The organism is Pseudarthrobacter sp. TRD_SC_9 (genome assembly GCF_055361265.1).
The window spans coordinates 921419-946271 of record NZ_CM143956.1 but is presented as its reverse complement, the minus strand read 5'-3'; the positions used below and the strand labels follow the sequence as shown (position 1 = coordinate 946271).

At 63.8% G+C, this 24853-nt stretch carries 22 protein-coding genes; 8 read left to right on the top strand and 14 right to left on the bottom strand.

Annotated elements, in window-relative coordinates:
• A complete protein-coding gene (gene treS, locus ACWA13_RS04565; protein ID WP_463936980.1) occupies positions 1-1797 on the bottom strand; it encodes a maltose alpha-D-glucosyltransferase in 1797 nt (598 codons plus the stop codon).
• A complete protein-coding gene (locus ACWA13_RS04560) occupies positions 1794-3821 on the bottom strand; it encodes an alpha-1,4-glucan--maltose-1-phosphate maltosyltransferase (protein WP_463936979.1) in 2028 nt (675 codons plus the stop codon). Before ACWA13_RS04560 ends, treS begins: the two co-directional genes overlap by 4 nt.
• 277 nt (positions 3822-4098) lie before the next feature.
• On the opposite strand from ACWA13_RS04560, the gene glgP reads away from it, so the two are divergent.
• Complete coding sequence (gene glgP / locus ACWA13_RS04555) at positions 4099-6717, top strand: alpha-glucan family phosphorylase (RefSeq protein WP_463936978.1); 2619 nt, start codon at positions 4099-4101, stop codon at positions 6715-6717.
• 5 nt (positions 6718-6722) lie between these two features.
• Here the strand turns inward: glgP and ACWA13_RS04550 are convergent, their stop codons facing one another.
• Positions 6723-7634, bottom strand: coding sequence for a helix-turn-helix transcriptional regulator (locus ACWA13_RS04550; RefSeq protein ID WP_463937826.1), 912 nt, complete (start codon positions 7632-7634; stop codon positions 6723-6725).
• A gap of 139 nt (positions 7635-7773) precedes the next feature.
• Between ACWA13_RS04550 and ACWA13_RS04545 the strand changes: the two genes are divergently transcribed.
• Positions 7774-8199, top strand: a complete 426-nt coding sequence (locus ACWA13_RS04545) for a VOC family protein (protein ID WP_463936977.1) — start codon at positions 7774-7776, stop codon at positions 8197-8199.
• Between the two features lie 11 nt (positions 8200-8210).
• Here the strand turns inward: ACWA13_RS04545 and glgX are convergent, their stop codons facing one another.
• Positions 8211-10325, bottom strand: a complete 2115-nt coding sequence (gene glgX / locus ACWA13_RS04540; RefSeq protein WP_463936976.1) for a glycogen debranching protein GlgX — start codon at positions 10323-10325, stop codon at positions 8211-8213.
• Positions 10326-10453: 128 nt separating this feature from the next.
• Here glgX and ACWA13_RS04535 point away from each other — a divergent pair, with 128 nt between their 5' ends.
• The gene (locus ACWA13_RS04535; protein WP_463936975.1) at positions 10454-11281 is read left to right on the top strand and encodes a carbon-nitrogen hydrolase family protein; all 828 of its coding nucleotides are present in this window, start codon (positions 10454-10456) and stop codon (positions 11279-11281) included.
• Positions 11282-11296: 15 nt separating this feature from the next.
• Here ACWA13_RS04535 and rlmB read toward each other — a convergent pair whose 3' ends face one another.
• The 5 genes from rlmB to ACWA13_RS04510 all read right to left on the bottom strand — a co-directional run bounded on the left by rlmB (position 11297) and on the right by ACWA13_RS04510 (position 15863).
• The gene (gene rlmB, locus ACWA13_RS04530; protein WP_463936974.1) at positions 11297-12286 is read right to left on the bottom strand and encodes a 23S rRNA (guanosine(2251)-2'-O)-methyltransferase RlmB; all 990 of its coding nucleotides are present in this window, start codon (positions 12284-12286) and stop codon (positions 11297-11299) included.
• Positions 12287-12390: 104 nt separating this feature from the next.
• The gene (cysS, locus tag ACWA13_RS04525; protein ID WP_463936973.1) at positions 12391-13863 is read right to left on the bottom strand and encodes a cysteine--tRNA ligase; all 1473 of its coding nucleotides are present in this window, start codon (positions 13861-13863) and stop codon (positions 12391-12393) included.
• A 53-nt stretch (positions 13864-13916) separates the two neighbouring features.
• Positions 13917-14423, bottom strand: a complete 507-nt coding sequence (gene ispF / locus ACWA13_RS04520) for a 2-C-methyl-D-erythritol 2,4-cyclodiphosphate synthase (RefSeq protein ID WP_463936972.1) — start codon at positions 14421-14423, stop codon at positions 13917-13919.
• A 2-nt stretch (positions 14424-14425) separates the two neighbouring features.
• Positions 14426-15274, bottom strand: coding sequence for a 2-C-methyl-D-erythritol 4-phosphate cytidylyltransferase (gene ispD, locus ACWA13_RS04515; protein ID WP_463936971.1), 849 nt, complete (start codon positions 15272-15274; stop codon positions 14426-14428).
• A gap of 106 nt (positions 15275-15380) precedes the next feature.
• The gene (locus tag ACWA13_RS04510; protein ID WP_330188312.1) at positions 15381-15863 is read right to left on the bottom strand and encodes a CarD family transcriptional regulator; all 483 of its coding nucleotides are present in this window, start codon (positions 15861-15863) and stop codon (positions 15381-15383) included.
• Positions 15864-16134: 271 nt separating this feature from the next.
• Here ACWA13_RS04510 and ACWA13_RS04505 point away from each other — a divergent pair, with 271 nt between their 5' ends.
• On the top strand, positions 16135-16701 hold the full coding sequence (locus ACWA13_RS04505) for a hypothetical protein (protein ID WP_463937825.1): 567 nt from the start codon (positions 16135-16137) through the stop codon (positions 16699-16701).
• A gap of 117 nt (positions 16702-16818) precedes the next feature.
• On the opposite strand, the gene ACWA13_RS04500 is transcribed toward ACWA13_RS04505, so the two are convergent.
• Positions 16819-17499: a response regulator gene (locus ACWA13_RS04500; RefSeq protein WP_463936970.1), complete on the bottom strand. Its 681-nt coding sequence runs from the start codon at positions 17497-17499 to the stop codon at positions 16819-16821.
• Positions 17496-18707, bottom strand: a complete 1212-nt coding sequence (locus ACWA13_RS04495) for a sensor histidine kinase (protein WP_463937824.1) — start codon at positions 18705-18707, stop codon at positions 17496-17498. Before ACWA13_RS04495 ends, ACWA13_RS04500 begins: the two co-directional genes overlap by 4 nt.
• 196 nt (positions 18708-18903) lie before the next feature.
• On the opposite strand from ACWA13_RS04495, the gene phoU reads away from it, so the two are divergent.
• Positions 18904-19563 (top strand): phosphate signaling complex protein PhoU, encoded by a 660-nt coding sequence (gene phoU, locus ACWA13_RS04490; protein ID WP_463936969.1) that lies wholly within the window; start codon positions 18904-18906, stop codon positions 19561-19563.
• A 155-nt stretch (positions 19564-19718) separates the two neighbouring features.
• Here the strand turns inward: phoU and ACWA13_RS04485 are convergent, their stop codons facing one another.
• A complete protein-coding gene (locus tag ACWA13_RS04485; protein ID WP_463936968.1) occupies positions 19719-20468 on the bottom strand; it encodes a phosphoglyceromutase in 750 nt (249 codons plus the stop codon).
• 89 nt (positions 20469-20557) lie between these two features.
• On the opposite strand from ACWA13_RS04485, the gene ACWA13_RS04480 reads away from it, so the two are divergent.
• Complete coding sequence (locus ACWA13_RS04480; protein WP_463936967.1) at positions 20558-21409, top strand: class I SAM-dependent methyltransferase; 852 nt, start codon at positions 20558-20560, stop codon at positions 21407-21409.
• A 4-nt stretch (positions 21410-21413) separates the two neighbouring features.
• Here ACWA13_RS04480 and ACWA13_RS04475 read toward each other — a convergent pair whose 3' ends face one another.
• Both ACWA13_RS04475 and ACWA13_RS04470 read right to left on the bottom strand, forming a co-directional pair.
• Complete coding sequence (locus tag ACWA13_RS04475; RefSeq protein WP_463936966.1) at positions 21414-21764, bottom strand: DUF2516 family protein; 351 nt, start codon at positions 21762-21764, stop codon at positions 21414-21416.
• 9 nt (positions 21765-21773) lie between these two features.
• The gene (locus ACWA13_RS04470; RefSeq protein ID WP_463936965.1) at positions 21774-22958 is read right to left on the bottom strand and encodes a trans-sulfuration enzyme family protein; all 1185 of its coding nucleotides are present in this window, start codon (positions 22956-22958) and stop codon (positions 21774-21776) included.
• A 91-nt stretch (positions 22959-23049) separates the two neighbouring features.
• Here ACWA13_RS04470 and tmk point away from each other — a divergent pair, with 91 nt between their 5' ends.
• Both tmk and ACWA13_RS04460 read left to right on the top strand, forming a co-directional pair.
• Positions 23050-23706 (top strand): dTMP kinase, encoded by a 657-nt coding sequence (gene tmk / locus ACWA13_RS04465; protein WP_463936964.1) that lies wholly within the window; start codon positions 23050-23052, stop codon positions 23704-23706.
• Positions 23703-24845: a DNA polymerase III subunit delta' gene (locus ACWA13_RS04460; RefSeq protein ID WP_463936963.1), complete on the top strand. Its 1143-nt coding sequence runs from the start codon at positions 23703-23705 to the stop codon at positions 24843-24845. Before tmk ends, ACWA13_RS04460 begins: the two co-directional genes overlap by 4 nt.
• Positions 24846-24853: the final 8 nt, after the last annotated feature.

Genomic DNA, 24853 nt, shown 5'->3' with positions numbered 1-24853 from the left:
TCAGCCTTCAAGGGACAGGACGGGCATCGCCTGTGTATAGGGCGATGCGGGGTTGGAGGCTGCGGAACGGACCCGCAGCCAGAAGAAGTCGTGGCTGCCGAGGGTCAGCGTCAACGAGCCGTCCTCCCGAATGCCGGGGAAGGGCTGGCCGCCGAACACATCCCGCAGCCCACGGCCGCCGAACTCCGGGATTTTCAGGCTGGCCGCTACGGGATGCTGGGAAAGGTTGAAGACGCAGAGGATCGTCTGCGGGGGCTCCCCCGCACTGTTGCCTTCCGGGAGGTCCCGCAGGTACGCAAGTACGGCGTCGTGGTCTGCCTCGACGTGCCTGTAATCGCCAAGCCCGAAGGCGAGGTGGTTCCGGCGCACGCTCAAGATCTGCCGGGTCCAACGCAGGAGGGAACCGGAGTGGGACGACTCTGCTTCAACGTTGGCCATGTTGTAGTTGTAGACCAGCGATTGGATCACCGGCAGGTACAGCTTGCCTGGATCCGCCTTGGAGAAACCCGCGTTACGGTCCGGATTCCACTGCATGGGGGTGCGGACGGCGTCGCGGTCCTCAAGCCAGATGTTGTCACCCATGCCGATTTCGTCGCCGTAGTACAGGAACGGGCTGCCAGGCAGGGACAACAGCAGGGCGTTGATCAGTTCAATTTCGGCACGGGAATTATCCAGCAGCGGCGCCAGGCGGCGCCGGATCCCGATGTTGGCCCGCATGCGCGGGTCCGGTGCGTACCAGCCCAGCATTGCGGCGCGTTCATCCGGCGTGACCATTTCAAGCGTTAGCTCGTCGTGGTTCCGCAGGAACGTGCCCCATTGGGCGCCTTCCGGAATGGGCGGCGTTTCGGCCATTGTCTCGATGATGGGGGCCGCCTTCTGGTCCCGCAACGCGTAGTAGAGCCGCGGCATGATGGGGAAATGGAAAGCCATGTGGCATTCCGGTTCCTCTTCGGTGCCGAAATATTCCACTACTTCGTTGGGCGGCTGGTTGGCCTCTGCGATGATGACGCGGCCCGGGTAGTTCTCATCGACCATCTTCCGCAGGTCCTGCAGGAAGTGATGGGTTGCCGGCAGGTTCTCGCAGTTGGTGCCCTCCTCTTCGAACAGATAGGGAATGGCGTCTGCGCGGAATCCGTCGATCCCCTGGTCCAGCCAGAACCTGACGACGTCGAACAATGCGTCAATGACCCTGGGGTTCTCAAAGTTGAGGTCCGGTTGGTGGCTGAAGAAGCGGTGCCAGAAGAACTGCCGGCGGATGGGATCGAAGGTCCAGTTGGATTCCTCGGTGTCCACGAAAATGATGCGGGCGTCCTGGTATTTCTCGTCGGTGTCGCTCCACACGTAGAAATCGCCGAACGGACCATCCGGGTCGCGGCGGGATTCCTGGAACCAGGGGTGCTGATCCGACGTGTGGTTCAGCGGAAGGTCGATGATCACGCGGACACCGCGTGCGTGGGCTTCGGCTACGAGGCGCTTGAAGTCGCTGATGGTGCCGAACTCGTCCAGTACCGAGTTGTAGTCCGAGATGTCGTAACCGCCATCGCGAAGCGGTGACTGGAAGAATGGCGGCAGCCAGAGGCAGTCCACGCCGAGCCACTGCAGGTAGTCCAGCTGGTTAATCAGTCCGATGAAGTCTCCCGAGCCGTCCCCGTTACCATCCGCGAAGGCCCTGACCAGCACTTCATAAAACACGGCCTTCCGGTACCACAGAGGATCATGTTGCAGGCCCGGAGCATTCAGCTCGAAGGTGTTCTTGGGAGTGTAGTGCTGGCTAGAGCCTTGCGGGTTAAAACTCACGGACGCGTTCTCCTCACGCTCAGGATGTGGGCGGGTTCGGCATGGGGGTCCAGACGGACGTAGTTGTCGCTGCCCCACTCCCAGCTTTGGCCGGAGATGAGGTCATCGACCCGGAAGCGGCCCTCAGGAGTCAGGTCTTCCTGATCCAGTTCGAGCGCGGCCAGATCCAGTGAGACGTTGCATTCCCGGGTGACGTGCGGATCGACGTTGACGACGACGATGATGGTGTCCTTGGTGCCGTCCGGCAGCGTCTTGTGCTTGGAGTACACCACGGTGAAATCGTCAGTGCTGCGGTGGATTGTCAGGTTCTGCAGGTCAAGCAGTGCCGGGTGGGCCCGCCGGATCTCGTTGAGCCTGGTCAGGTACGGGGCCAGGGTGCGGCCGGACCGTGCGGCGCCTTCCCAGTCCCGTGCCTTGTACTCAAATTTCTCGTTATCGATGTACTCTTCGGCGCCGGGCCGGGCCACGTGCTCGTAGAGTTCATAACCGGCGTAGACGCCCCACAACGGACTCGCCGTAGCAGCGAGGGCGGCCCGGATCCGGAAGGCAGCCGGTCCGCCGAACTGCAGGTAGGGGGTCAGGATGTCCGGAGTGTTGACGAAGAAGTTGGGCCGGAAGTAGGCCGCACTGTCGTGGCTGACCTCGTTGAAGTAGCTTTCCAGCTCCTCCCTGGTGTTCCGCCAGGTGAAGTACGTGTAGGACTGCTGGAAGCCTGCCCTGCCCAGCGCGTGCATCATGGCCGGCCTGGTAAAGGCCTCGGCCAGGAACACCACGCCGGGAGTCTTGGCGTTGACTGTCTTGATCAGCCATTCCCAGAACCACACCGGTTTGGTATGTGGATTGTCCACGCGGAAGATCCGCACGCCGTGACTGACCCACAGCTCCACGATCCGCAGAATTTCGCGGGACAGGCCGTCGGGATCGTTGTCGAAGTTCAGCGGGTAGATGTCCTGGTACTTCTTGGGCGGGTTCTCGGCGTAAGCGATGCTGCCATCGATCCTGGTGGTGAACCATTCAGGATGCGACTCCACCCAGGGATGGTCCGGAGCCGCCTGCAGGGCAAGGTCCAGCGCAACTTCCAGGCCCAGCTCGTTGGCGCGGGCCACAAAGGCGTCGAAATCCTCGAACGTTCCCAGGTCCGGGTGGATGGCGTCGTGCCCGCCCTCTTTCGCCCCGATAGCCCAGGGCGAACCGGGATCATTGGGGCCGGCGACGAGCGTGTTGTTGGGTCCCTTGCGGAACTGGACGCCAATGGGGTGGATGGGCGGCATGTACAGGACGTCAAAACCCATCTCGGCAACCGCGTCCAGCCGTTTGGCGGCGGTGCGGAAGTTCCCGGACGTCCAGGTGCCGTCCTGCGGATCAAATATGGCTCCCTCGGAGCGGGGGAAGAACTCATACCAGGCTCCGCGTCCTGCCCGTTCCCGCTCCACCAGCAGCGGATAGCGTTGGGACGTGGTCACCATTTCGCGGATGGGCAGACGTTCGACGGCGGCAGCTACTTCCGGCGCGAAACCGGCGGCAAGCCGTTCCCCGATGGTGCGGCCCGCATCTGCCAGGGCTTCGGCCGCCCGGCGGAAGGTGAGCTGGTCCGCAGCGTCGCGGCCGGCGTCGCCAGCGGCTTCGGACAGGAGTGCTGCGCCTTCGGCGAGCATCAGTTCAACGTCCACCCCGGCAGCGATCTTGACTTTGGCATTGTGGTGCCAGGTTCCGTAACGGTCATGCCAGGCCTCGATGGCAAAGGACCAGTCCCCCGGATCGCCGGGCACCAGTAGTCCCTCCCAGCGGTCAGTTCCCATTCCCCGCTCGCCGCGTGGCGGGCTGAGCCGGACCCACTGGCGTTCCACACCCTGCGGATCAAAGAGGATGGCGCTGACACCGAGTTGGTCGTGGCCTTCGCGGAATGCAGTGGCGCCGACCGTGATGGCCTCACCTGGGAGGGCCTTCGCGGGGAACTTGCCGTCCTCGACTACCGGCTGCACGGCGGTGATCGGAAACCGGCCAAATTCCAAACCGGATGTCACACCCCCGGCCCCGGGCTTCGCTGACTTTCGCTCCCCCGGCAGTGGATTCTCCGGGCGTAAATGTACTCCGTTAGTCGTCACACCTCGACGTTAGCGACAAAAACGGGAGATTGCTAAGTCGTCTGTCTTTTTTCCTTTACGTCGCATGGGCTGACCGCAGTGGTGTACAAGGGGGGTAAAAACGAAGAGTACCCGGCTATTACTGGATGGAAACCATTTACTTAGAAGAAACCCAATCCTGTTCCTGCCGGCCACCTTGTCCGTTAGTGTGACGCAGGTGAAGGCTATCCGCAGGTTTACCGTCCGCACCGTCCTCCCCGAGTCCATCCGGCCGCTCGCCAGGTTGGCCACCAACCTGCGCTGGTCGTGGCACCGGCCCACGCGCGAACTCTTTGCAGGGCTCAACCCCAGGGTCTGGGCCGAATCGGAGCACGACCCGGTGACTTTCCTGGGCCTCGTAAGCCGCGAGGACCTCCATCGGCTGGCCGGCGATCCGGAGGTCGTGGCCAAGGTCCAGGCCGCCGCCCAGGACCTGGACCGCTACCTCGAGGAGCCACGCTGGTACCAGGGGCTGGGAGCGGACGCACCGGCGTCGATCGCTTATTTTTCTCCGGAGTTCGGCATCACCGAGGTCCTGCCTCAGTACTCTGGCGGCCTCGGGATTCTGGCCGGCGACCACCTCAAGGCGGCCTCGGACCTGGGCGTCCCGCTGATCGGCGTGGGGCTGCTGTACCAGGCCGGCTACTTCAAGCAGTCGCTGTCACGTGATGCCTGGCAGCAGGAAACCTACCCTGTCCTGGACCCGGACGGCCTGCCTCTGACCCTGCTTCGCGAACCGTCAGATGACGGCAACGGTCCTGCCATCCAGATCTCGCTGCCGCTGCCCAACGGACGCCGGCTGCTGGCACGGATCTGGTGTGCCGACGTCGGACGTGTTCCCTTGCTTCTGCTGGATTCCAACGTCCCGGGTAACGATGACGCCGCCCGCAGCGTCACCGACCGCCTGTATGGCGGCGGCGGTGACCACCGGCTGCAACAGGAGCTCCTGCTCGGAATGGGCGGAGTGAAGGCACTGCGTGTCTACCAACGCCTGACCGGTTGTCCCGCTCCGGAGGTCTTCCACACCAATGAGGGCCACGCCGGATTCCTGGGCATTGAACGCATCCAGGAATTGATGGCCGGAGACCAGGCCCTTGGCTTCGATGAAGCGCTGACAGCCGGACGTGCATCCACGGTCTTCACCACGCATACTCCCGTACCGGCGGGGATCGACCGCTTCGAGATCGCACAGATCCAGCACTTCTTCCAGGCGGGGCTGGCTCCTGCCGTACCCGTTGACCGGATCCTGGGCCTGGGCCGCGAAAACTTCGACGGCGGCAACCCGTCCGTCTTCAACATGGCGGTGATGGGCCTGCGCCTCGCCCAGCGGGCCAACGGCGTGGCCAAGCTCCACGGCGTGGTCTCCCGTGGCATGTTCTCGGCTCTCTGGCCGGGCTTCGACCAGTCCGAGGTTCCCATCACTTCCGTCACCAACGGGGTCCATGTCCCCACCTGGGTGGACAGCCGGATCTCCGAGCTCGCACGCCAGCAGTTTGGCGGCGAAGCCGAGGCCCACGGCCGTTGGGACCTCGCCTACAACGTCAGTGACCAGGATGTGTGGCAGGTCCGGAAGGAGATGCGTACCGCCCTGGTGGAAGATGTCCGACGCCGGCTCCGGGCTGCCTGGAAGAAGCGCGGCGCTGCCGATGCTGAACTTGCGTGGACGGACAACGTGCTTGACCCCAACGTGCTCACCATCGGCTTTGCCCGGCGCGTTCCTACCTACAAGCGCCTCACCCTGATGCTCCGCGAGCCGGACCGGCTGCGCGCGCTGCTCCTGCACCCCACGCATCCCATCCAGCTGGTCGTCGCCGGCAAGTCACACCCCGCCGACGACGCCGGCAAAAAAATGATCCAGGAACTGGTCCGCTTCACGGACGATCCCGAGGTACGCCACCGGATCGCGTTCCTGCCCAACTACGACATCGCCATGGCCAGGACCCTGTTCCCCGGCTGCGACGTCTGGCTGAACAATCCGCTGCGTCCCCTGGAGGCATGCGGCACGTCCGGCATGAAGGCTGCCCTCAACGGCTCCCTCAACCTCTCCGTCCTGGATGGCTGGTGGGACGAAATGTACGACGGCGAGAACGGCTGGGCGATTCCCACGGCCAACAATGACGCGTCCCCGGATGAACGGGACGACATCGAGGCGGCAGCGCTGTACGAACTCCTCGAGACCCAGGTGGCTCCGCGGTTCTACGGCACCACCGTCAGCGGCGCCGCTGGCGCGGCAGGTCCGTCCGAAGCCGGAGCCGAGAAGGTCCCCACACACTGGGTCTCAATGATCAAGCACACGCTGGCCCACCTCGGCCCCGCCGTGTCCGCGGACCGCATGCTCCAGGATTACGTGAACACCCTGTACCGCCCCGCGGCCACTGCCGGCAGAAAAGCCGTCGCCAACGACTTCGAACAGGCACGCAACCTCGCGTCCTGGACCACCAAGGTCCGTGAAGCCTGGCCGCACGTCCACGTGGAGCACGTGGATTCACTCGGCGTTTCCGAAGATCCGCAGATCGGCGACACCCTGCACGTTAATGCCTACGTTGGGCTGCATTCACTTTCCACCGAGGACGTCTCAGTGGAGGTGGCATTCGGCCGCGCCGGGGACAGCGATGAATTGAGCGACATCACGCTCCTGGAGCTGAAGCCGCTTGAGGACCTGGGCAATGGCCGGCACCTGTTCACCGGCTCAGTGCTGATCGACCGTTCTGGTTCGTTCGGCTACACGGTGCGGGTCTTGCCCCGTCATTCGGCACTGGCTTCGAAGGCGGAACTGGGGCTGATCGTTAACGCCTGACGTTTTCATCTCGGTGCGTATTGCTCTACAAGTTCGGACCCCAGGCGGGCGAGTTGGACCTTGACAGAGTCGGGTTCCAGCACCTCGACGGTTGAACCCCAGCCCGCTATTATCTCGGCGATCGACAGGGCCATCGGTGCGGCGATGCGAACGCGGACGCGCCCGTCGTCGCCGGTTTCCAACGTTTCGCAGTGACGGCCGAACTGAGATCGTAGTACTGCCAGCCGATCTGCGGGAATGAGCACGGTCGCCCAGAGGAGCGCGCGACGCTGTTCCACCTCGTCAACGATCCGGCTCCATTCCGGTGATAACTCGAAGTCGGCGGGCCGTTCAGCGGGAATCTCGGTCAGGGCTGCCCCGGTTATCCGATTGATGCGGAAGGTGCGCTGTCCTTTATCGGTGCCAGCGACGAGATACCAAACGTCATCCTTGTCAACCAACCCCCACGGGTCAATAAGGCGTTGACTCAGTTGCCCTCCGCGGTCCTCGTACTCCAGCGAGACCTTTCGTCGGCGAATAACTGCGTCCTGAAGAATGTCGACCAGTTCGGGGCGTTCACGCTCACGTTCTCCCCAGGGTGTGGGGTCCACCACGACGGCATCGGCGGCCGCCCGGGCATCTTCCCGGAAGGTGTTCGGCAGAGCTTGCACGAGCTTGCGCAGCGCCGAGCGGACCGCAGGCGCCGTGGACGCGGCTGGACCAGCGAGCAGAAACAGAGCCTTCACCTCAGTTGCGGTGAGACCGGAGAGGTCCGTACGGGCGCCTCCTACGAGCGACCATCCGCCGCCCCGTCCGGGCTGAGGGTAGACCGGGACCCCAGCCGTAGAAAGCGCATCGAGGTCGCGACGGGCGGTAGCTAACGACACCTCTAGCTCCATTGCCAACTCAGCGGCGGTCACACGACCGCGAGCCTGCATGAGTAAGAGGGTGGCCACCAGTCGATCCGCCCGCATACTTGCCACATCCCCCGGGAAAAGTGCTCACTTGTTGAACACTTTAGGTACGCATGATGGGAATGACAAGCAAAGGAACACCCCCTTAGACAGGAGCACAGCAATGTTTCGAGGATTTGCCACCGTCAGCTTTTACGCCGACGACCTGGTCGCCGCCAGAAACTGGTATACCGAACTGCTAGGCACAGAACCGTACTATGCCTTCCCCTCACCGCCGGCGATACCGGCCTACCTTGAGTTCAGAGTTGGGGACGACGAGGATGAATTGGGACTCATCGACCGCCGCTATGCCCCTGGAGGAGCGGCCAACACCCCAGGCGGTGCAGTGATGTTCTGGCACGTCGATGATCTCGACGCCACCATCAAGAAATTGCGCGCGATGGGCGCCTCCGAATACGAACCGGTAACCGCTCGTGAGGCTGGTTTCACGACCGCATCGGTGGTCGACCCCTTCGGCAACATCCTGGGCATCATGCACAATCCGCACTACCTGCAGATGCTCACCGCCCGGACGCAACCAACGTCCTGACCCGGCACATCCTAGGTGCGGTAGATGTTGATGGAGTGGGCCTCCACCAGATCTGTGCCCCCGGCCTGGACTGTGGTGCCCTGGCGCCGTTCGTGGCTGTCCGCCGTGGTGAGCCGCAGTTCAAAGGTACGTTCGGCGTCGCCAGCGTCATTCAATACCTCAGGCAAGGTGATCTTGGCGTCCTCAGGCCCGCCGTTGATCACCACCAGGCCCCCCACCATGCCGTTTTCCGCCCCCAGCAGCAACTGGACCAGGCGGTGGCGCGAATCGTTCCACTGCCCCGATGACATCGGCTTGCCGTCAGGGCCATACCAGTACATGTAGGACTGTTCGTCGCGCAGGGGGTAGTCATGCGGCTGGCCGGCCAGGAATTCCTTGCGGAGCCGGATGAACCGCTTGGTGTTGCGCAGCATCGCCTGGGACTCGGTGGTCGGCGTCCAGTCCAGCCAGGTGATGGCGTTGTCCTGGCAGTAGGCGTTGTTGTTGCCCTGCTGGGTGCGGGCCAGTTCATCGCCGGCTGTGATCATGGGCACACCCAGCGAGATCATCAGCGACGCCATCAGGTTGCGCCGGGTTCTGGCGCGCTTGGCAAGGACGTTCTCGTCCTCGCTGCGGCCTTCAAGACCGTGGTTATAGCTTTTGTTGTCCCCGTGTCCGTCCCGGTTCTGCTCGCCGTTGGCCTCATTGTGCTTACGGTCATATGCAGTGAGGTCCGCGAGGGTGAAGCCATCGTGGGCGGTAATCAGGTTGACAGAGGCCAGCCTGGAACGCCCCGATCCTTCGAACAGGCCTGCCGAGCCGGACAGCGCATCCGCCAGCCGGGCCACTGAAGTGCCGTGGCCGCCGGCATCAATGGCGCCGCGGTCAGCGACCCAGAAAGTTCGCAGGGCGTCGCGGAAGTGGTCGTTCCAGTCCACCCAGCCTGGCGGGAACTGGCCGGTCTGCCAGCCGCCATAGCCCACGTCCCATGGCTCTGCGATGAGCTTAACGTCCGAGAGCACGGGGTCCGCCGCGATGGCCACCAGGAACGGATGCCTGGGATCGAACTCATTGGCCGCATTCCGGCACAGCGTGACGGCAAGGTCGAACCGGAAACCATCGATGTGGAATTCGTCCACCCAGTAGCGCAGCGAGTCCAGGACCAACTGCACCACGCGGGGTTCGCCAAAGTTCATGCTGTTGCCGCAACCAGTGGTGTCCAGGTATTTTCCCTTGCCGTCGGTGCGGTAATACTTGTCCTCGCCGAGCCCGCGGAAACTCAACGTCCCGCCGTCGGGTCCGCCTTCTGCCGTGTGGTTGTACACCACGTCCAAGATGACTTCGAGGCCGGCGGCATGGAGCAGTTTGACCATGCCCTTGAACTCGTCCTGAATCGCCTGCGGACCTGCATCGCGGGCAGCCTTGGTGGCGTAGGCACCGTGCGGGGCGAAGAACGCTGCCGTGTTGTAGCCCCAGTAGTTGGTGAGCCCCAGATTCTGCAGGTGCGGCTCGTCCAGATGGAAGTGGACCGGCAGCAACTGCACGGAGGTGATGCCCAGGCACTTGAGATGTTCAATAATGGCCGGGTGCGCCATTCCCGCATACGTGCCGCGGAGTTCCTCGGGCACATCCGGGTGCAGCATGCTCTGGCCGCGGACATGGGCCTCATAGATGATGGTGTTCCGCCAGTGCAGGCGTGGCCGTTCATCGCCGCCCCAGTCAAAGTCGCTGGCCATTCTGACACTGGTCAGGAAGCCTTCCTGCTCATCCACCGCTCGGCCATATGGGTCCAGCAGCAATGGCTGCCCGCCGCCGTCGTCAAGATTTGCGGTAGGAAAGGACAGCGGCAGCGTCGCTTCCCTGGAAGTGGGGCGGAAGCCGTACCGGGTGCCTACCGGGAAACCCTCAACAACGCCGTGGTGCACGCCGTTGGTGACGTTCGGGAGCTTCTTGGTCTGCCATTCCCCGCCGGGCGCTTTGTACACAACCTCCAGCCGGTCCACCCCCGGAGCGTACACAGCCACGTTGACGCAGGCATGCCGGGGATCGTCCAACGCGGGGATCCCCGAGCGCGGGACGCTGACACCCAGCGGCAGGGCTTTGGAGGCGTCCATGGTGGAAGCTGTCTCTAAGAGGGGCATAACCATTAGTCAAATATTAGCCGCCCCGCCTGAATCTCCGGTTTCTCCGTATATTCCTTGGATATGTGACGTCCTGCCCCCGACCGCGGGATCCCATGCATACTTGAGGAAATCACACGACGTGGAGGTACTAAATGCGGGTTGCCCTTGCCCAGATCATTTCCGGCCGGGATACCTCGGAGAATCTAGCCCTGCTGCGGGACTTTGCGGGCCGCGCCAAAGCCGGGGGCGCCGAACTGGTGGTGTTTCCGGAGGCCAGCATGCGTGCTTTCGGCAATTCGCTGACGGACATCGCCGAGCCGCTGACCGGGCCTTGGGCTTCCAGCGTCCGGGAGCTTGCCGCTTCGCTGGACGTGGTGATCGTGGCGGGCATGTTCACACCGGGCGCAGCTGCCGATTCCGCTGGGCCTGCCGGCGGTTCTCCCACCAAGGTCCGGAACACGCTCCTCGCCACCGGCCCCGGCGTCGAGGCGCACTACGACAAAATCCACCTTTTTGACGCGTTCGGATTCCTCGAATCGGACACAGTGGTGGCGGGAACGGAACCGGTGACTTTCGACGTCGGCGGCCTCACCTTCGGACTCGCTACCTGCTACGACATCCGCTTCCCCGACCTGTTCACCACCACCGCACTGCAGGGTGCGGACGTAAACATCGTGTGCGCCTCCTGGGGTGCCGGCCCCGGCAAGGTGGATCAGTGGCGGCTGCTGTCCCGCGCCCGGGCACTGGATTCCACCACCTACGTCCTCGCCTGCGGGCAGGGCGACCCGGCAATCCAGGGCATTACGACTAAAAACGGGGCTCCCACCGGGGTAGGGCATTCCGCGGCCGTATCCCCCTTCGGTGAAGTCCTGGAAGAGCTCGACGGCGCCCCCGGCCTGGTGTTCGCGGACCTGGACTCCGGAGTCGTGAAGTCAGCCCGCGAAACCCTCCCCGTCCTTGCCAACCGCCGCGAGTTCTAGTGCCGGGTGCCGGGCCTATTTAGCGGCGCGCTGACGTGAGACTTCGTAGAGGGAGATGCCCACGGCCATGGAGGCGTTGAGCGATTCCATGGCGGAGTCGATCGGGATGGAGACGATCTGGTCGCAGTTTTCGCGGACCAGGCGGCTGAGGCCCTTGCCCTCGGAGCCAACCACGATGCAGACGGGTTCGCTTGCCAGCGCGAGGTCGGGCAGCGAAACATCGCCGTCGCCGTCCAGGCCCAGGACGTAGATGCCCATGTGCTTGAACTGCTTGAGGGCGTTGTTCAGGTTGGAGGCCCGGGCCACGGGCACCCGGACTGCTGCACCGGCACTGGTCTTCCAGGCTGAGGCCGTGACGCCGACGGAGCGGCGTTCGGGGACGATCACGCCGTGCCCGCTGAATGCGGAGACGGAACGGATGATTGCACCGAGATTTCGGGGATCCGTGATGCCGTCAAGTGCCACGAAGATCGGAGCGTTGGCGATGTAGCCCTTTTTCCACTTCTCCACGGTCTGTTCGGCGAGATCGTACGCGTCCTGGTACTCGTACGGCGGGATCTGCAGGACCAGGCCCTGGTGGATGGCATCGTCGGTCATCCGGTCGAGCTCCGGTTTGCCCGTCTCCATCAGGGGAATGCCACGCTCGGCGGCAATCTTGAGGGATTCCTTGACGCGGTCGTCCATTTCGATGCGGATGGCAATGTGCAGGGCCTTGGCCGGGATACCGGCCCGCAGGGCTTCCACCACAGAGTTGCGGCCGGTGACGACTTCCTCGGTGGCACGGCCCTTGGGACCTGTTCGTGCGGCGCCGGCGCTGCGGGCACCCGGGGAACGCTTGGCAGCGGAACGCTCTGCCAGCTGCTTGTTCTTGTGGGCCTTGTGGTACGGCCGGTCCTCGGCCTTGGGCGTGGGGCCCTTGCCTTCGAGTGCCTTGCGGCCGTGGCCACCGGTTCCGACCGTGGGGCCCTTCTTTGCTTTAATCGATCGGCGACCATTGTTGGCCATGAGAATTCCACCCTTGATTGTTTGACTGAGTCTGCATACCAGTCTACTGACTCAAGTTAAATCGAGGATCCGGGCTTTTTACATGGGCGCGACCGGCGGGCGGGTCAGTCCCGCTGCAGGCTCCACGTGGCACCGTCCGGGCCGTCCTCGACGACGACTCCCGCAGCCTTCAAGGTGTCCCGGATGGCGTCCGAAGCCGCCCAGTCCTTGGCGGCACGCGCCGTGGCGCGGGCCTCGAGCTGTGCTTCCACCAGGACGTCGAGTGCGGACATCGCCTGGCTGGTCCCGGCAGCTGCAGTCGCGACGGAGTTCAGACCCAGGATGTCAGTCATGATGGCAACTGCGGCCCTCGCGCTGCCTGCCGCCTTGTCATCCCCGGAGGCCAAAGCGCTGTTTCCGGTCCGTACCGTCTCGTGAAGGGCGGCAAGTGCGCGCGGGACATTCAGATCCTCGTCCATGGCGTCCCCGAAAGCTTGCAGGGCTTCCGTCATCACACTGTCCTGCCCTGCAACAAATCCGAAGTCAGTGCCCAATCGCGCCGACGCTTTCGCCAGGAAACCGTCAATGCGTTCGACGGCGGCACCGGCCTCCTGCAACGACGTCGGCTGGTAATCCAACACAGAGCGGTAGTGCGCCTGGCCCAGGTAGTAGCGGACCACCCGGGGAGAAGCCAGTTTGAGCATCTCGGCCGGGCTGATGGTGTTGCCAATCGACTTGGACATTTTTTCACCCTGGTAGGTGACCATGCCGTTGTGCATCCAGAAGTTGGCAAAGCCGTGGCCGGCCGCCTGCGACTGGGCCATTTCGTTTTCGTGGTGCGGGAAGCGCAGGTCCAGTCCTCCGCCGTGGATATCGAATTCGGTGCCCAGATACTTGGTGACCATGGCGGAGCATTCAAGATGCCAGCCCGGACGGCCGGCGCCCCACGGCGATTCCCAGCGCGCCGTCGTCGGCTCTCCCTCTTTGTAGCCCTTCCACAGCGCGAAGTCGCGCGGATCCTTTTTCCTGTTGCTGAACTCGGGTTCGACGTCCGGTGCGGCCTGCATGTCATCGATGTTCTGGCGGGTCAGGGAACCGTACTTGTGCCAGGACTGTACGTCGAAGTAAACATCGCCGGAATCGTCCAGTGCCGGGTAGGCATGGCCACGGTCGATCAGCAGCTGGATCAGGGCGTGCATCTCCGGGATGTGGCCGGTGGCACGGGGCTCGTAGGTGGGCCGGGAAACACCGAGGGTGTCGTAGGCGTTCAGGAATTCCTGCTCATAGCGGTAGGCCAGTGCCCACCATTCTTCCGCCGGGACTTCGCCCGGAACGTTGAAGTCCGGCTCAAAGGACTGGGCCGATTTTGCCAGGATCTTGTCATCAATATCCGTGACATTGCGGACCACCGTGACCCGGTGGCCCCGGTAGGTCAGCCAGCGGGTCAGCTGGTCGAAGGCGACCGCCGAGCGGATGTGGCCCACATGCGGCATGCCCTGCACCGTGGCGCCGCAGTAATACAGGCTCGCTTTACCCGGGATGAGGGGAACGAAGTCACGGACTTCGGCGGATGCTGTGTCATAGAAGCGCAGGGTCACCGCTCCAGATTAGCCGATGCGGTGCGGACGGGCCGCCAGGGCTGCTGTGGCCGTCAGGAGGGTCCCGCCGGGTAAACCAGCGCGGTGGCTATGGCGCCAATTCCTTCTCCGCGGCCGGCGAAGCCCAGCCCGTCGCTGGTGGTGGCGCTGACACTGACCGGCGCTCCCGCCGCTTCACTGAGCACCCTTTGGGATTCTTCGCGGCGCGGCCCGAACTTGGGCCGGTTGCCCACGAACTGCACAGCGATGTTGCCGATCTCGAATCCGGCGGCGCGGACGATCCGGGCGGCCTCGGCCAGGAGGGTAGCTCCCGATGCCCCGGCGAACTCAGGCCTGTCCGTGCCGAAGTGGACGCCAAGATCGCCGATCCCGCAGGCTGAGAACAGTGCGTCGGCGGCAGCATGGGCCACGGGGTCGGCGTCGGAATGACCGGCCAGGCCGCGTTCGCCCTCCCAGAACAGTCCGCCCAGCCACAGCGCACGCGGCTGGTCCTGGGGCGCGAAGGCGTGGACATCAACGCCGATGCCGGTGCGGGGCAGGATCATGGGACTGGCATTCATCTCTAGCCTTCCACCCAACGCACGCCCAGCGGACCCTCAAGCAGGCCCTCGGCAATGATGAGGTCCAGTGGCGTGGTGATCTTCAAGGACTGGGTGGAACCGCGCACCACATAGACCGGTTCGCCAATGGATTCCACCAGCATGGCGTCGTCGGTGATGGCGGCGGCCTGGGCGTTATCGAGGAGTGCCGCGGATTCATGGGCGCGCTGGAGCGTCTTCAGGGCAAAGCCCTGCGGTGTCTGGACGGCCCGGAGCTCCTCACGGACAGCGGTACCGGTGACAATTTCAGGTGCGACGGCGGCATCTCCGGCGCCGGAGGCAGCGGTGACTGTTTTGATGGTGTCTACGACGGGTACCGCGGGAATCACTGCCGTGGCCCCGGCGGCAAGGGCATCCGCAACACGCTTGAAGACGTTTTCCGGAGTCAACGCCCGGGCTGCGTCGTGGACCAGGACTGCATCGGTGCCCTCGAGGACGGCGGCCAGTGCCGAACGCACGGACTCCGGGCGGCTTGCGCCGCCGTCGACGACTGTGACCAGCGGGTTGGACAGCGTGCCGTCCGGCTGGTCCGATTCGCTGCGTAGTTCATCGGCGAAAGTTTCGCAGATCGTGACCAGCGCCCCGTCTCCGGCAGGCACGGCCACGCAGATCTGCCGGACAATCCCGGCCGCAGCGACCCCGCGGAGGGCATGGGTGAGGATGCTGACCTCACCCAGCGGCACGCGTGCCTTGGGGATGCCGTAGCCCAGGCGCTCACCGGATCCTGCGGCCACCACAATGGCGGCCATGACCGGGTGCGGATTCTCGGCGGTCCGCGGCGTGTCAGTGCTCCGCGGGGTGTCAATACTCATGCGCCCAAGCCTACGACGCCGGACCCCCACTGCCGCATCCAAACTGGTGAGAAAGCAGTTGGGAAAAAGAAACCCGGCTGCGCTAGGCGCAGCCGGGGTTCAATTCTTAGGAGGCCAAAACCTCGTCGAGGACGTTTGCCGCCGCTTCCTCGTCAGTCTTTTCAGCCAAAGCCAGTTCTGAAATCAGAATCTGCCGGGCCTTGGCCAACATCCGCTTCTCACCTGCGGAGAGGCCTCGATCGTGATCACGTCGCCACAAGTCGCGGACTACTTCCGCTACCTTGATGACATCACCGGAGGCAAGCTTTTCAAGGTTCGCCTTGTACCGGCGTGACCAGTTGGTGGGCTCTTCAGTGAACTCGGCACGGAGGACGTCAAAAACGTGCTCCAGGCCTTCCTTGCCCACCACGTCACGTACCCCAACAAGGTCAACGTTTTCTGCTGGAACTTCAATGGTCAGATCACCCTGGGCCACTTTGAGCTTGAGATACATCTTCTCTTCGCCCTTGATGGTGCGCATCTTGATTTCTTCAATTTTCGCAGCACCGTGGTGAGGGTAAACTACTGTCTCGCCGACCTCAAATACCATGTGGACATATCCCCTTTCCCGCAGACCAGTTTATCACGATTCAGGCATACGACTGGCCTGGGATAGGCCGAAGATCCCCGAAAATACGCGGAAATAGCGGAGGATCGACCCCCTCGAACCCCTTGACGAACGCAGATAATAGTGCATACGGCACTCCGTGCCAAGGGTCGTATGACCGCACCGAATCCTCGATTGTGCCCGTTTGCGGATAGGCTATGGCTGAATAATGTTCCAAGACTCTCAAGGAGTACGTGACGTGCGTTTCACTGCGATGACCCGGGCCCGGCGCAGCAAGGTTGCCATGGCAACAGCCGCTCTTGGCATCAGCCTCCTGTCCGTGACCGGCTGCGGTTATATCAACCCGCAGCAGACCAATCACCAGTACTCCGCCTCAGACGGCATCGCCGCTGACCTCGGCCCGCTGCAACTGCGCAACATCATGGTCATCTCCAACGGAGAAGATAACCCCGGACGCGTCATCGGTGCTGTTTTCAACTCGTCCTCGCAGGACGTGAACCTCACCATCCGCGGTGCCAAGGGTTCCGAAACCCAGATTCCGGTGAAGGCTAAGTCCAACACCCTCCTGAACGAATCGTCGGATGAAGCGATCCTGAGCACCACCGGTGACATCCCCGGCTCCCTGCTGGACGTCACCATCCTCGAAAGCGCCACAAACATGGAGCAGACCGTCAAGGTTCCCGTTCTTGACGGGACACTGCCCGAGTACGCGGCCTACCTGCCGGAGGGCAGCACCCCTAGCGAATCCGCATCTCCTACCGCATCCACCACTGAATCGGCTGAACCGCACGCCACTGAAGGCGCAGCCGGCGGCCACTAGGGCGGTACCGCCGTCCGGGACCTGTAACTGAACCTAAAAGAGGAGGAGTTCCAACTCGGAACTCCTCCTCTTTTACGTGGACTTGGCAGCTGCCCCCGAAACCGGGCAGCCACTGGCCTAGGGCTCGAACTTGTACCCGAGGCCGCGGACGGTCACCAGATACCGCGGCAGGGACGGGTCCGGCTCGATCTTGCTGCGGAGCCGCTTCACGTGGACATCCAGGGTTTTGGTGTCGCCGACATAGTCAGAACCCCACACCCTGTCGATCAGCTGCCCCCGGGTCAGGACCCTGCCGGAATTGCGCAGCAGCATTTCCAGCAGCTCGAATTCCTTCAGGGGCAGGGACACGTGCTCTCCGCCTACGCTGACCACATGCCGTTCAATGTCCATCCGGACGGGACCGGCCTGCACCGTGGAGGCGACCAGCTCTTCCGGTTCACCCTGGCGGCGCAGTACGGCACGCACCCGTGCCACCAGCTCGCGGGATGAGTACGGTTTGGTGACATAGTCGTCAGCGCCGAGTTCCAGGCCCACAACCTTGTCTATTTCGGAATCCTTGGCAGTGAGCATGATGACTGGAACCGTGGACCGCTGGCGCAACTGGCGGCAGACCTCGGTGCCGGACTGGCCGGGAAGCTGGAGGTCCAGGAGCACAAGGTCGGCACCGTTGCGGTCGAACTCGGTAATGGCATCGAGGCCGTTGTCCACCACCTCAACTTCGAAACCCTCCTTGCCCAGCAGATAGGACAGTGGATCACTGAACGATTCCTCGTCCTCAACTATGAGAATCCTGCTCAAGCGCTAGCTCCTTGCTCGTGGACGCCATGGACGTCAGTTCGATGATCGGCACCGCGGTGCCCTGACCGGGGAGCGGGCTGTTGTTGCTCCTGCCCCTCCATCTCCGGAAGTCGAAGCGTGAACGTTGAACCTTGGCCGGGCTGGGACCAGACGGTCACCTCGCCGCCGTGGTTGGACGCGACATGTTTGACGATGCTGAGCCCAAGGCCCGTGCCGCCGGTATGCCGGGACCTTGCGGTGTCCACCCGGTAGAAACGCTCAAATACCCGTTCCTGGTCCTCCGGTTTGAGCCCGGCGCCCTGGTCCGTCACCGACACGGAGATCAAACCGTCCTTGGCCCGCACCCCGATTCCTACAGTGGTATTTTCCGGGGAGTATTGGATGGCGTTGTCGATCAGGTTCCGAAGCGCGGTGACCAGCAGATCGGGGTCGCCGTACACCCTGGCCTCGACTCTCCCACCAATAACGATCGTGATGTTTTTGCTTTCGGCCGGCAGCTGCGAACGGTCTACGGCCTCGCTGATGATCGCATTGATGTCCACAGGTTGGCTCTGCTGCGCCAGCCCGGCGCCTTGGAGCCGGGAGAGTTCGATGATGTCCTGGACCAACGCCGCAAGGCGGGCTGATTCCTTGTGCATGCGTTTGGTGAAGCGGCGCACGGCTTCTTCGTCGTCCGCTGAGGACTCAAGCGCTTCGGCCAGCAGGGAAATTGCGCCCACAGGTGTTTTTAGTTCATGGGAAACGTTGGCCACGAAGTCATTGCGGATCTGCTCGGTGCGGGTAATCTCAGTGCGGTCATCCGCCAGCAGGACGATGTATTCCTCACCAAGCATGGCTGCGCGGACCTGGACGATGATTGTGCCCTGACCAAGCGGACCGCGCGGGAGCTCCAGTTCCTTCTCAAGGATGACGCCATCCCGGCGGACGCCCGCGGTCATGTCCAGCAGCTCGCGGTGCACCACAGTGTGTCCACGGACCAAGCCATAGGCATACGCGGCAGGGCTGGCGCGGACCACACCGTCGATAGCATCCACTACAACAAAGGCCCGTCCTACGACGGCCAGGACTTCTGCGGAACCTGTTGGCAGGATGGGCTCTTCGAAGTCGATGTCCACCAGCTGGCGCTGGCGTTCGCTGAGTCGGAACGCAAGCACGCCGAAAATCCCCAAAGACAGGCCAATGAGGCCAGCGACGACGGCAATGAGCATGGGGTCCACGGCACCAGCTTATGCTGTCCGAATCAACCAATCTGCCGATACTTCGCCAATGGTGCCCCGGTTCAGCTAACGTTCATCTTGCAGTGCCGAACAGTTCACCCTGGACTGAGAGAGTCAGGAGTTGGACTGCCGACCGGCAAGATGAAATCCGGCGACCGCCGCGGGTTTCCAAGGAAAGGACGCCTACGTGCGTAAGGTTTTTCAGAAAGAGCTCGCCCAGGTGGGCGAGGACCTGATCGAAATTTCAAAACTCGTCAGTGCGGCGATTGACAATGCAACAACGTCCTTTGAAACAGCAGACGTCGATCTTGCCCAGGATGTCATTGCAGCGGACGCCCGCATCGACTTCCTGCAGAACAGCCTCGATGAACGCGCCATCGACATCCTGGCCCTGCAGGGTCCGGTAGCCAGCGACCTCCGTATGATCGTCGGCTCACTCCGCATGAGCGCCTCCCTCGAGCGCATGGGCGACCTCGCCCGGCACCTTGCCCAGCTCGCGCGGCTGCGCTACCCCGCCAACGTCATCCCCGCCCCGATGACCGAAACGTTCAAGAACTTTGCCGAACAGGACAGCCTCATCGCGGCCAAGGTGACCGAACTGCTGGAAACGCGCAACCTTGACGTAGCGCGCGAGATCCTCAAGGCCAACGCCAAGGTCAACGACCTGCACGCCAGCGTGTTCCAGGCCATCGCCAGCAGCGACTGGAAGGAAACACCGGCCACCACCGTGGACGTTGCCCTCGCCAGCCGCTACTTCGAGCGTTTCGCCGACCACGGCGTTTCAGTCGCCCAGAAGGTCACCTACCTGGTTACCGGCGACTGGCACCCGAACGGCGAAGTGGTCTAGTTTCCCCTGAATAAAGTACGCCGCCGGCCGGTCACCTTGTGCGAGGTGACCGGCCGGCATCATTTAACGGTTATTCCAAATGCGTAGCATGTTCTTCGTCCGGGGTGCGTCAAAGCGACGAAGGAGCAGCACCCGGCCGAAGAACACGCGGAGCCCTATTTTTTACCCTGATTTGCCACTGCCATGATGGCTGCCTCAGCGGCATCCGGATCCAGGTAGGTGCCGCCGGCCTTGATCGGCTGGAAGTTTTCATCCAGATCGTAAACCAGGGGAATGCCCGTGGGGATATTCAAGGCGGCGATGGCGTCGTCGCTGATGCCGTCAAGGTGCTTGACCAGGGCACGCAGTGAGTTGCCGTGCGCCGTGACCAGCACGGTCTTGCCGGCCTTGAGGTCTTCCTTGATGTCCGACTCCCAGTACGGCAGCAGCCGGACCAGGACGTCTTTGAGGCATTCGGTGCGGGGAACCGCGCCGTCTCCGATGTCCTGGTAGCGGGGGTCGCCCACCTGGGAGAACTCGGAATCGTCCGCGAGCGGCGGCGGCGGGGTGTCGTAGGAGCGGCGCCATTCCATGAACTGTTCCTCGCCGTACTCAGCAAGGGTCTGGGCCTTGTCCTTGCCCTGCAGTGCACCGTAGTGGCGCTCATTGAGGCGCCAGTCGCGCTTGACGTCGATCCAGCCGCGATCTGCCCTTTCCAGTGCCAGGTTGGCCGTGTTGATGGCACGCTTCAGGCGGGATGTGTACAGGATGTCCGGGAGCACATCGTGCTCAACCAGCAGCTCGCCGCCGCGGACGGCCTCGGTGCGTCCTTGGTCATTCAGGTCAACGTCCACCCAGCCGGTGAACAGGTTTTTGGCGTTCCATTCGCTGTGGCCGTGGCGCAGCAGAATCAGCTTGTAAGTCATGAATTTCATCCTAGCGGAGCGGAAACATCCCTTGCCGGGCGTTACAGCGCGCATTACATTGCAGTCATTGAGCCCGCTAGTCTTGGCGGGTGGTGCAGAAAGCTGAGCGGGTGGCCTCCGCGCGAAAGCCAGGCAGGAACGGCACTGCCGGTAAGCCCATCGGCAACGTCACCCGCGGAACCACCAACCCGAACCGGATGCGCCGCGTGGACCGCTGGCTTACCGGAACCCAGGCGTGGCGCCTGCGCGGCGCGGCTGACCCTCTCGTAGTGGACCTGGGCTACGGCGCAACGCCGGCCACCGCCGTCGAACTTTTCCTGCGATTGAGGGTCATCCGGCCGGACGTGCGGGTGTGCGGGATCGAGATTGAGCCTGAGCGGGTGCGCGCTGCCCTGCCGCTGGAGCAGCCGGGCCTCAGCTTCCATTCCGGCGGTTTTGAGCTTCCGGTGGCAGGGAATCCCGTGGTGGTGCGCGCTTTCAACGTACTGCGCCAATACGAGGAGAAGGACGTTCTGGCGGTGTGGCGTATTGTCCAGGACCGGCTGTCCGGAGACGGCCTGTTCATCGACGGCACTTGTGATGAGATCGGCCGGCGGGTCAGCTGGATTGCCCTTGACCGGGAGGGACCGCTAAGCCTGAGCATGTCCATGCGATTCGGGAGTTTTGAGCTGCCCTCCGAGGTGGCTGAACGGCTGCCCAAAGCCCTCATCCACCGCAACGTGCCGGGCGAGCCGGTTCACCGGCTGCTGCAGGCGATGGACCGCGCCTGGCTGGAAGCGGCGCCGTTGGCGGGGTTCGGCAACCGCCAGCGCTGGACGGCCATGTGCAGGGCACTGCGCGACGGCGGGTGGCCGGTGTACGACGGCGTCTCCCGCTGGCGCCTGGGGGAACTGACGGTAGCGTGGAAGGCAGTAGAGCCCCTGCCGGCTGCCCGGCGCTAGGTTCCTACCAGCCGCCGTACGGTCCGGTGTTGCGGTTCCCGCCCCGGCCGGCGTCGCGGACTGCAGGGCGGACGTCCGCAAGGTACACCGAGGCTGCCACCACGGCGGCGAGTCCAAACAGGCCCAGCGTGCCAAACAGGCCGCCGCTCGCGGACAGGGAGATCAGGCCGATCATGGTGGCGCCGCCGGTGAGTGCCAGCCAGAAGCCCTTGGTCTTTTTGCCCATGGCCTCGAAGGCGGAGGCCTTGCGCCGGACACAATCGGAAAGTGCCCAGATTTCAAGGCCCAAGGCGACGATCGCAAGCACAAAAAAGATGGCCCGCTCGACATAAAAAATCATCATAGTTCCGTCCACCTGTCCAGACTAGCTGCCCAGGGCGGCAAAAGCCTGTTCCAGGTCCGCCCAAAGGTCCTCGACGTTTTCGATCCCGACGCTGAGCCGGACCAGGTTTTCAGGGACACTGAGAGGCTCGGCCACGTGCCGGCGCCGCCGTTCAATCAGCGACTCAACTCCGCCCAGCGACGTAGCGGGCAACCACAGCTTCAAACCCTCGACCAGCCGGTCCGCGGCTGCAGCACCACCCAGGCCTGCGGTGGGTGCCACCTGGATGCACACGATGGAACCGAAACCCTTCATCTGCGTGGCGGCACGCTTATGCCCCGGATCCGCCGGCAAGCCCGGGAACCGGATCGCTTCTACCAGCGGATGTCCGCTGAGCCGCTCCGCCAGGACCGCGGCCGACGCTTGTGACCGCTCAACCCGCAACGCCAGGGTGCGGAGCCCCCGCAGTGCGAGCCAGGCCTCAAAAGGTCCGGCGATGGCGCCATGGATGATCCGGTGATGCAGCAGCGCCGCGCGGATATCCGGATTCGACGTCACCAGGGCGCCCAGGACGACGTCGGAATGTCCGGCCAGATACTTGGTCACCGAATGGAGTACGACGTCGGAACCCAGTTTCAGCGGTTGCTGCACCAACGGCGTGGAGAAGGTGTTGTCCGTGACCACTATGGCGCCGACGTCGTGGGCTGCTTCGGTGAGTGCCTGGATGTCCGCGATGCCAAGCATCGGGTTGGTGGGGCTTTCCAGCCACAGCATGGTGGCGGGCCGTCCACCGGCGGGCGCAAGTTGCCCGCGCACGGCATCGGTGTCCGCGATGTCAACGGTGCGCAGCTCCAGGAATCCCTTTTCAGCCATTTCGGAAGCCATCACCAGCGAGCCGGCATAGCTGTGCTCCGGCATTACCAGGACTCCCCCTGCCGGGATCAGCGTCAGCGCGGAGCTGACGGCTGCGAGTCCCGAGGCATAGAGCAGGCCGGGCAGCGCGGCGCCTTCCAGCTGGCCCAGGGCTTCCTCGAACGGCTCCCAGCTCGGGTTGGCGTACCGGCCGTAGCCGCGTTCCCCGTCGGCCAGCTGCCCTGTGCCGAAATAGGTGGAGGACAGCACGATAGGCGGATTAACCGGCTGGTCCCGTTCCCGGGGTGGCCGGCCGGCGGCGACTACCAGGGTTTCCGCCGACAGGGACTGCGCGTGCTGCTCAGAAAGACTCATGGGCATAGGGTATGCCCCGCCGTCGTCCACAGGAAAAGCGGTTACGCCTGCGCGGGGAGAAGCTGTCAGTGATTGTCGGTAGGCTTGATAAGTGACTACGCAGAAGCCTGGACTTTTCATCGCATTTGAAGGCGGTGATGGCGCCGGGAAATCGACGCAGGCTGCCCGGCTGGCCGAAGCCCTGGCAAACCGTGGCCTGACGGTACTGCGCACCCGCGAGCCGGGCGGCACCCCCATTGGCGAGAAACTCCGGTCGCTGGTCCTTGATCACGGGCACGGCCACATTGACGCCCGCACTGAGGCGCTGATTTTCGCGGCATCCCGCGCCGCCCATGCCGAGCAGGTCATCCGTCCGGCGCTGCTGCGCGGCGAAACAGTCCTGACGGACCGCTATATTGATTCTTCAGTCGCTTACCAGGGCGCCGGCCGCGCCCTGGGCACCGGGGCCGTCCTTTCGTTGAACGAGTGGGCCACCGGCATGCTGTCGCCGGACCTCACAGTACTCCTCGACGTCGAGCCCTCTGACGGGCGCCGGCGCCGCACCGCCCATGACGCTCTGGAAGACCGCCTGGAATCCGAAGCGGACGAGTTCCATGCAAGGATCCGGGAAGCCTTCCTGCAGTTGGCGGACGCCCGGCCGGACCAGTACCTGGTGCTGCCGGCCAACCTCCCCATTGACGATCTTGCCGCGCAGATCCTGGACAGGGTGCTGGCCCTGATGGCCGCGCGGAACACCCTCGTGCCATGACCGTCTGGGACGATCTCCAAGGCCAGGATGCCGTAGTCACGCAACTCCGCACGGCATCGCAGGCAGAGGGCCTGACGCATGCCTGGCTGTTCACAGGCCCGCCCGGTTCAGGCCGCTCCAACGCGGCAAAGGCCTTTGCAGCGGCGCTCAACTGCGACCAGGACCAGCTTGCGGACCGCGGCTGCGGATCCTGCGCTTCCTGCCACACGATCCTGGCTGAGACGCATCCGGACGTTACGTTCGTGCGGACTGAAAAAGTCACTATCACCATCGACGAGGCGCGGGAGCTGGTGTCCTCGGCCGGCAACCGGCCCTCCACCGGTCGGTGGCGGATCATCGTCGTCGAGGATGCGGACCGGATGGCCGAGCGCACCACCAACGTCCTGCTCAAGGCGATCGAGGAGCCCACCCCACGCACCATCTGGATGCTGTGCGCGCCGTCGCCCGCTGACGTCCTGGTCACCATCCGATCGCGCTGCCGTCCGGTGGCACTGCGCATTCCCCCGCCAGCGGACGTCGCCCGTCTCCTGGTGAGGCGCGACGGCGTCGATCCCGTTCTGGCCGAACGCGCGGCACGGGCAGCCCAAAGCCATGTGGGGATTGCCCGGCGACTGGCGCGGGACGCGGACGCGCGTGAACGCCGGCTGGAGACCGTGCGCTTTCCACTGGAATTACGCGGAGTCACCGCTGCCGTGATGATGGCGGACAAACTGGTCAAAATCGCCACCGCGGAAGCCGGCAGTTCCAATGAAGAACGCGACGCCGCGGAGAAAGCTGCACTCCTGGCCACTCTGGGCGCCCCGGAGGGCGGAAACCTGCCGCCGGCGCTGCGTGGCCAGCTCAAGCAGCTTGAGGACGACCAAAAGCGCCGGGCCAAGAGATCCATTACCGATTCGCTGGACCGTACGCTGACGGACCTGCTCTCCTTCTACCGCGATGTGCTGATCGTCCAGATGGGGAACGCCGTGGAGCTGGTGAACGTTGAGCTTCGCAGTGAAATCGAGGAATTCGCGGACCAGTCCACCGCAGAGGTCACGCTGTCCAGGATGGACGCCATCAACAAGGCGCGGCAGCGGATTACCACCACCAATGTTGCCCCGCTGCTTGCCATCGAATCCATGGCCTCCAGCCTGATCTAGACCCACCC

Coding starts and splice junctions, on each gene's coding strand:
- ACWA13_RS04485 (WP_463936968.1), bottom strand. CDS start 20,468: ATGACTTACAAGCTGATTCTGCTGCGCCACGGCCACAGCGAATGGAAC.
- ACWA13_RS04495 (WP_463937824.1), bottom strand. CDS start 18,707: ATGCTCATTGCCGTCGTCGCTGGCCTCATTGGCCTGTCTTTGGGGATT.
- glgX (WP_463936976.1), bottom strand. CDS start 10,325: ATGGTTATGCCCCTCTTAGAGACAGCTTCCACCATGGACGCCTCCAAA.
- ACWA13_RS04470 (WP_463936965.1), bottom strand. CDS start 22,958: ATGAGTCTTTCTGAGCAGCACGCGCAGTCCCTGTCGGCGGAAACCCTG.
- ispD (WP_463936971.1), bottom strand. CDS start 15,274: ATGAGTATTGACACCCCGCGGAGCACTGACACGCCGCGGACCGCCGAG.
- ispF (WP_463936972.1), bottom strand. CDS start 14,423: ATGAATGCCAGTCCCATGATCCTGCCCCGCACCGGCATCGGCGTTGAT.
- ACWA13_RS04545 (WP_463936977.1), top strand. CDS start 7,774: ATGTTTCGAGGATTTGCCACCGTCAGCTTTTACGCCGACGACCTGGTC.
- ACWA13_RS04505 (WP_463937825.1), top strand. CDS start 16,135: ATGACCCGGGCCCGGCGCAGCAAGGTTGCCATGGCAACAGCCGCTCTT.
- ACWA13_RS04550 (WP_463937826.1), bottom strand. CDS start 7,634: ATGCAGGCTCGCGGTCGTGTGACCGCCGCTGAGTTGGCAATGGAGCTA.
- ACWA13_RS04460 (WP_463936963.1), top strand. CDS start 23,703: ATGACCGTCTGGGACGATCTCCAAGGCCAGGATGCCGTAGTCACGCAA.
- ACWA13_RS04535 (WP_463936975.1), top strand. CDS start 10,454: ATGCGGGTTGCCCTTGCCCAGATCATTTCCGGCCGGGATACCTCGGAG.
- rlmB (WP_463936974.1), bottom strand. CDS start 12,286: ATGGCCAACAATGGTCGCCGATCGATTAAAGCAAAGAAGGGCCCCACG.
- ACWA13_RS04510 (WP_330188312.1), bottom strand. CDS start 15,863: ATGGTATTTGAGGTCGGCGAGACAGTAGTTTACCCTCACCACGGTGCT.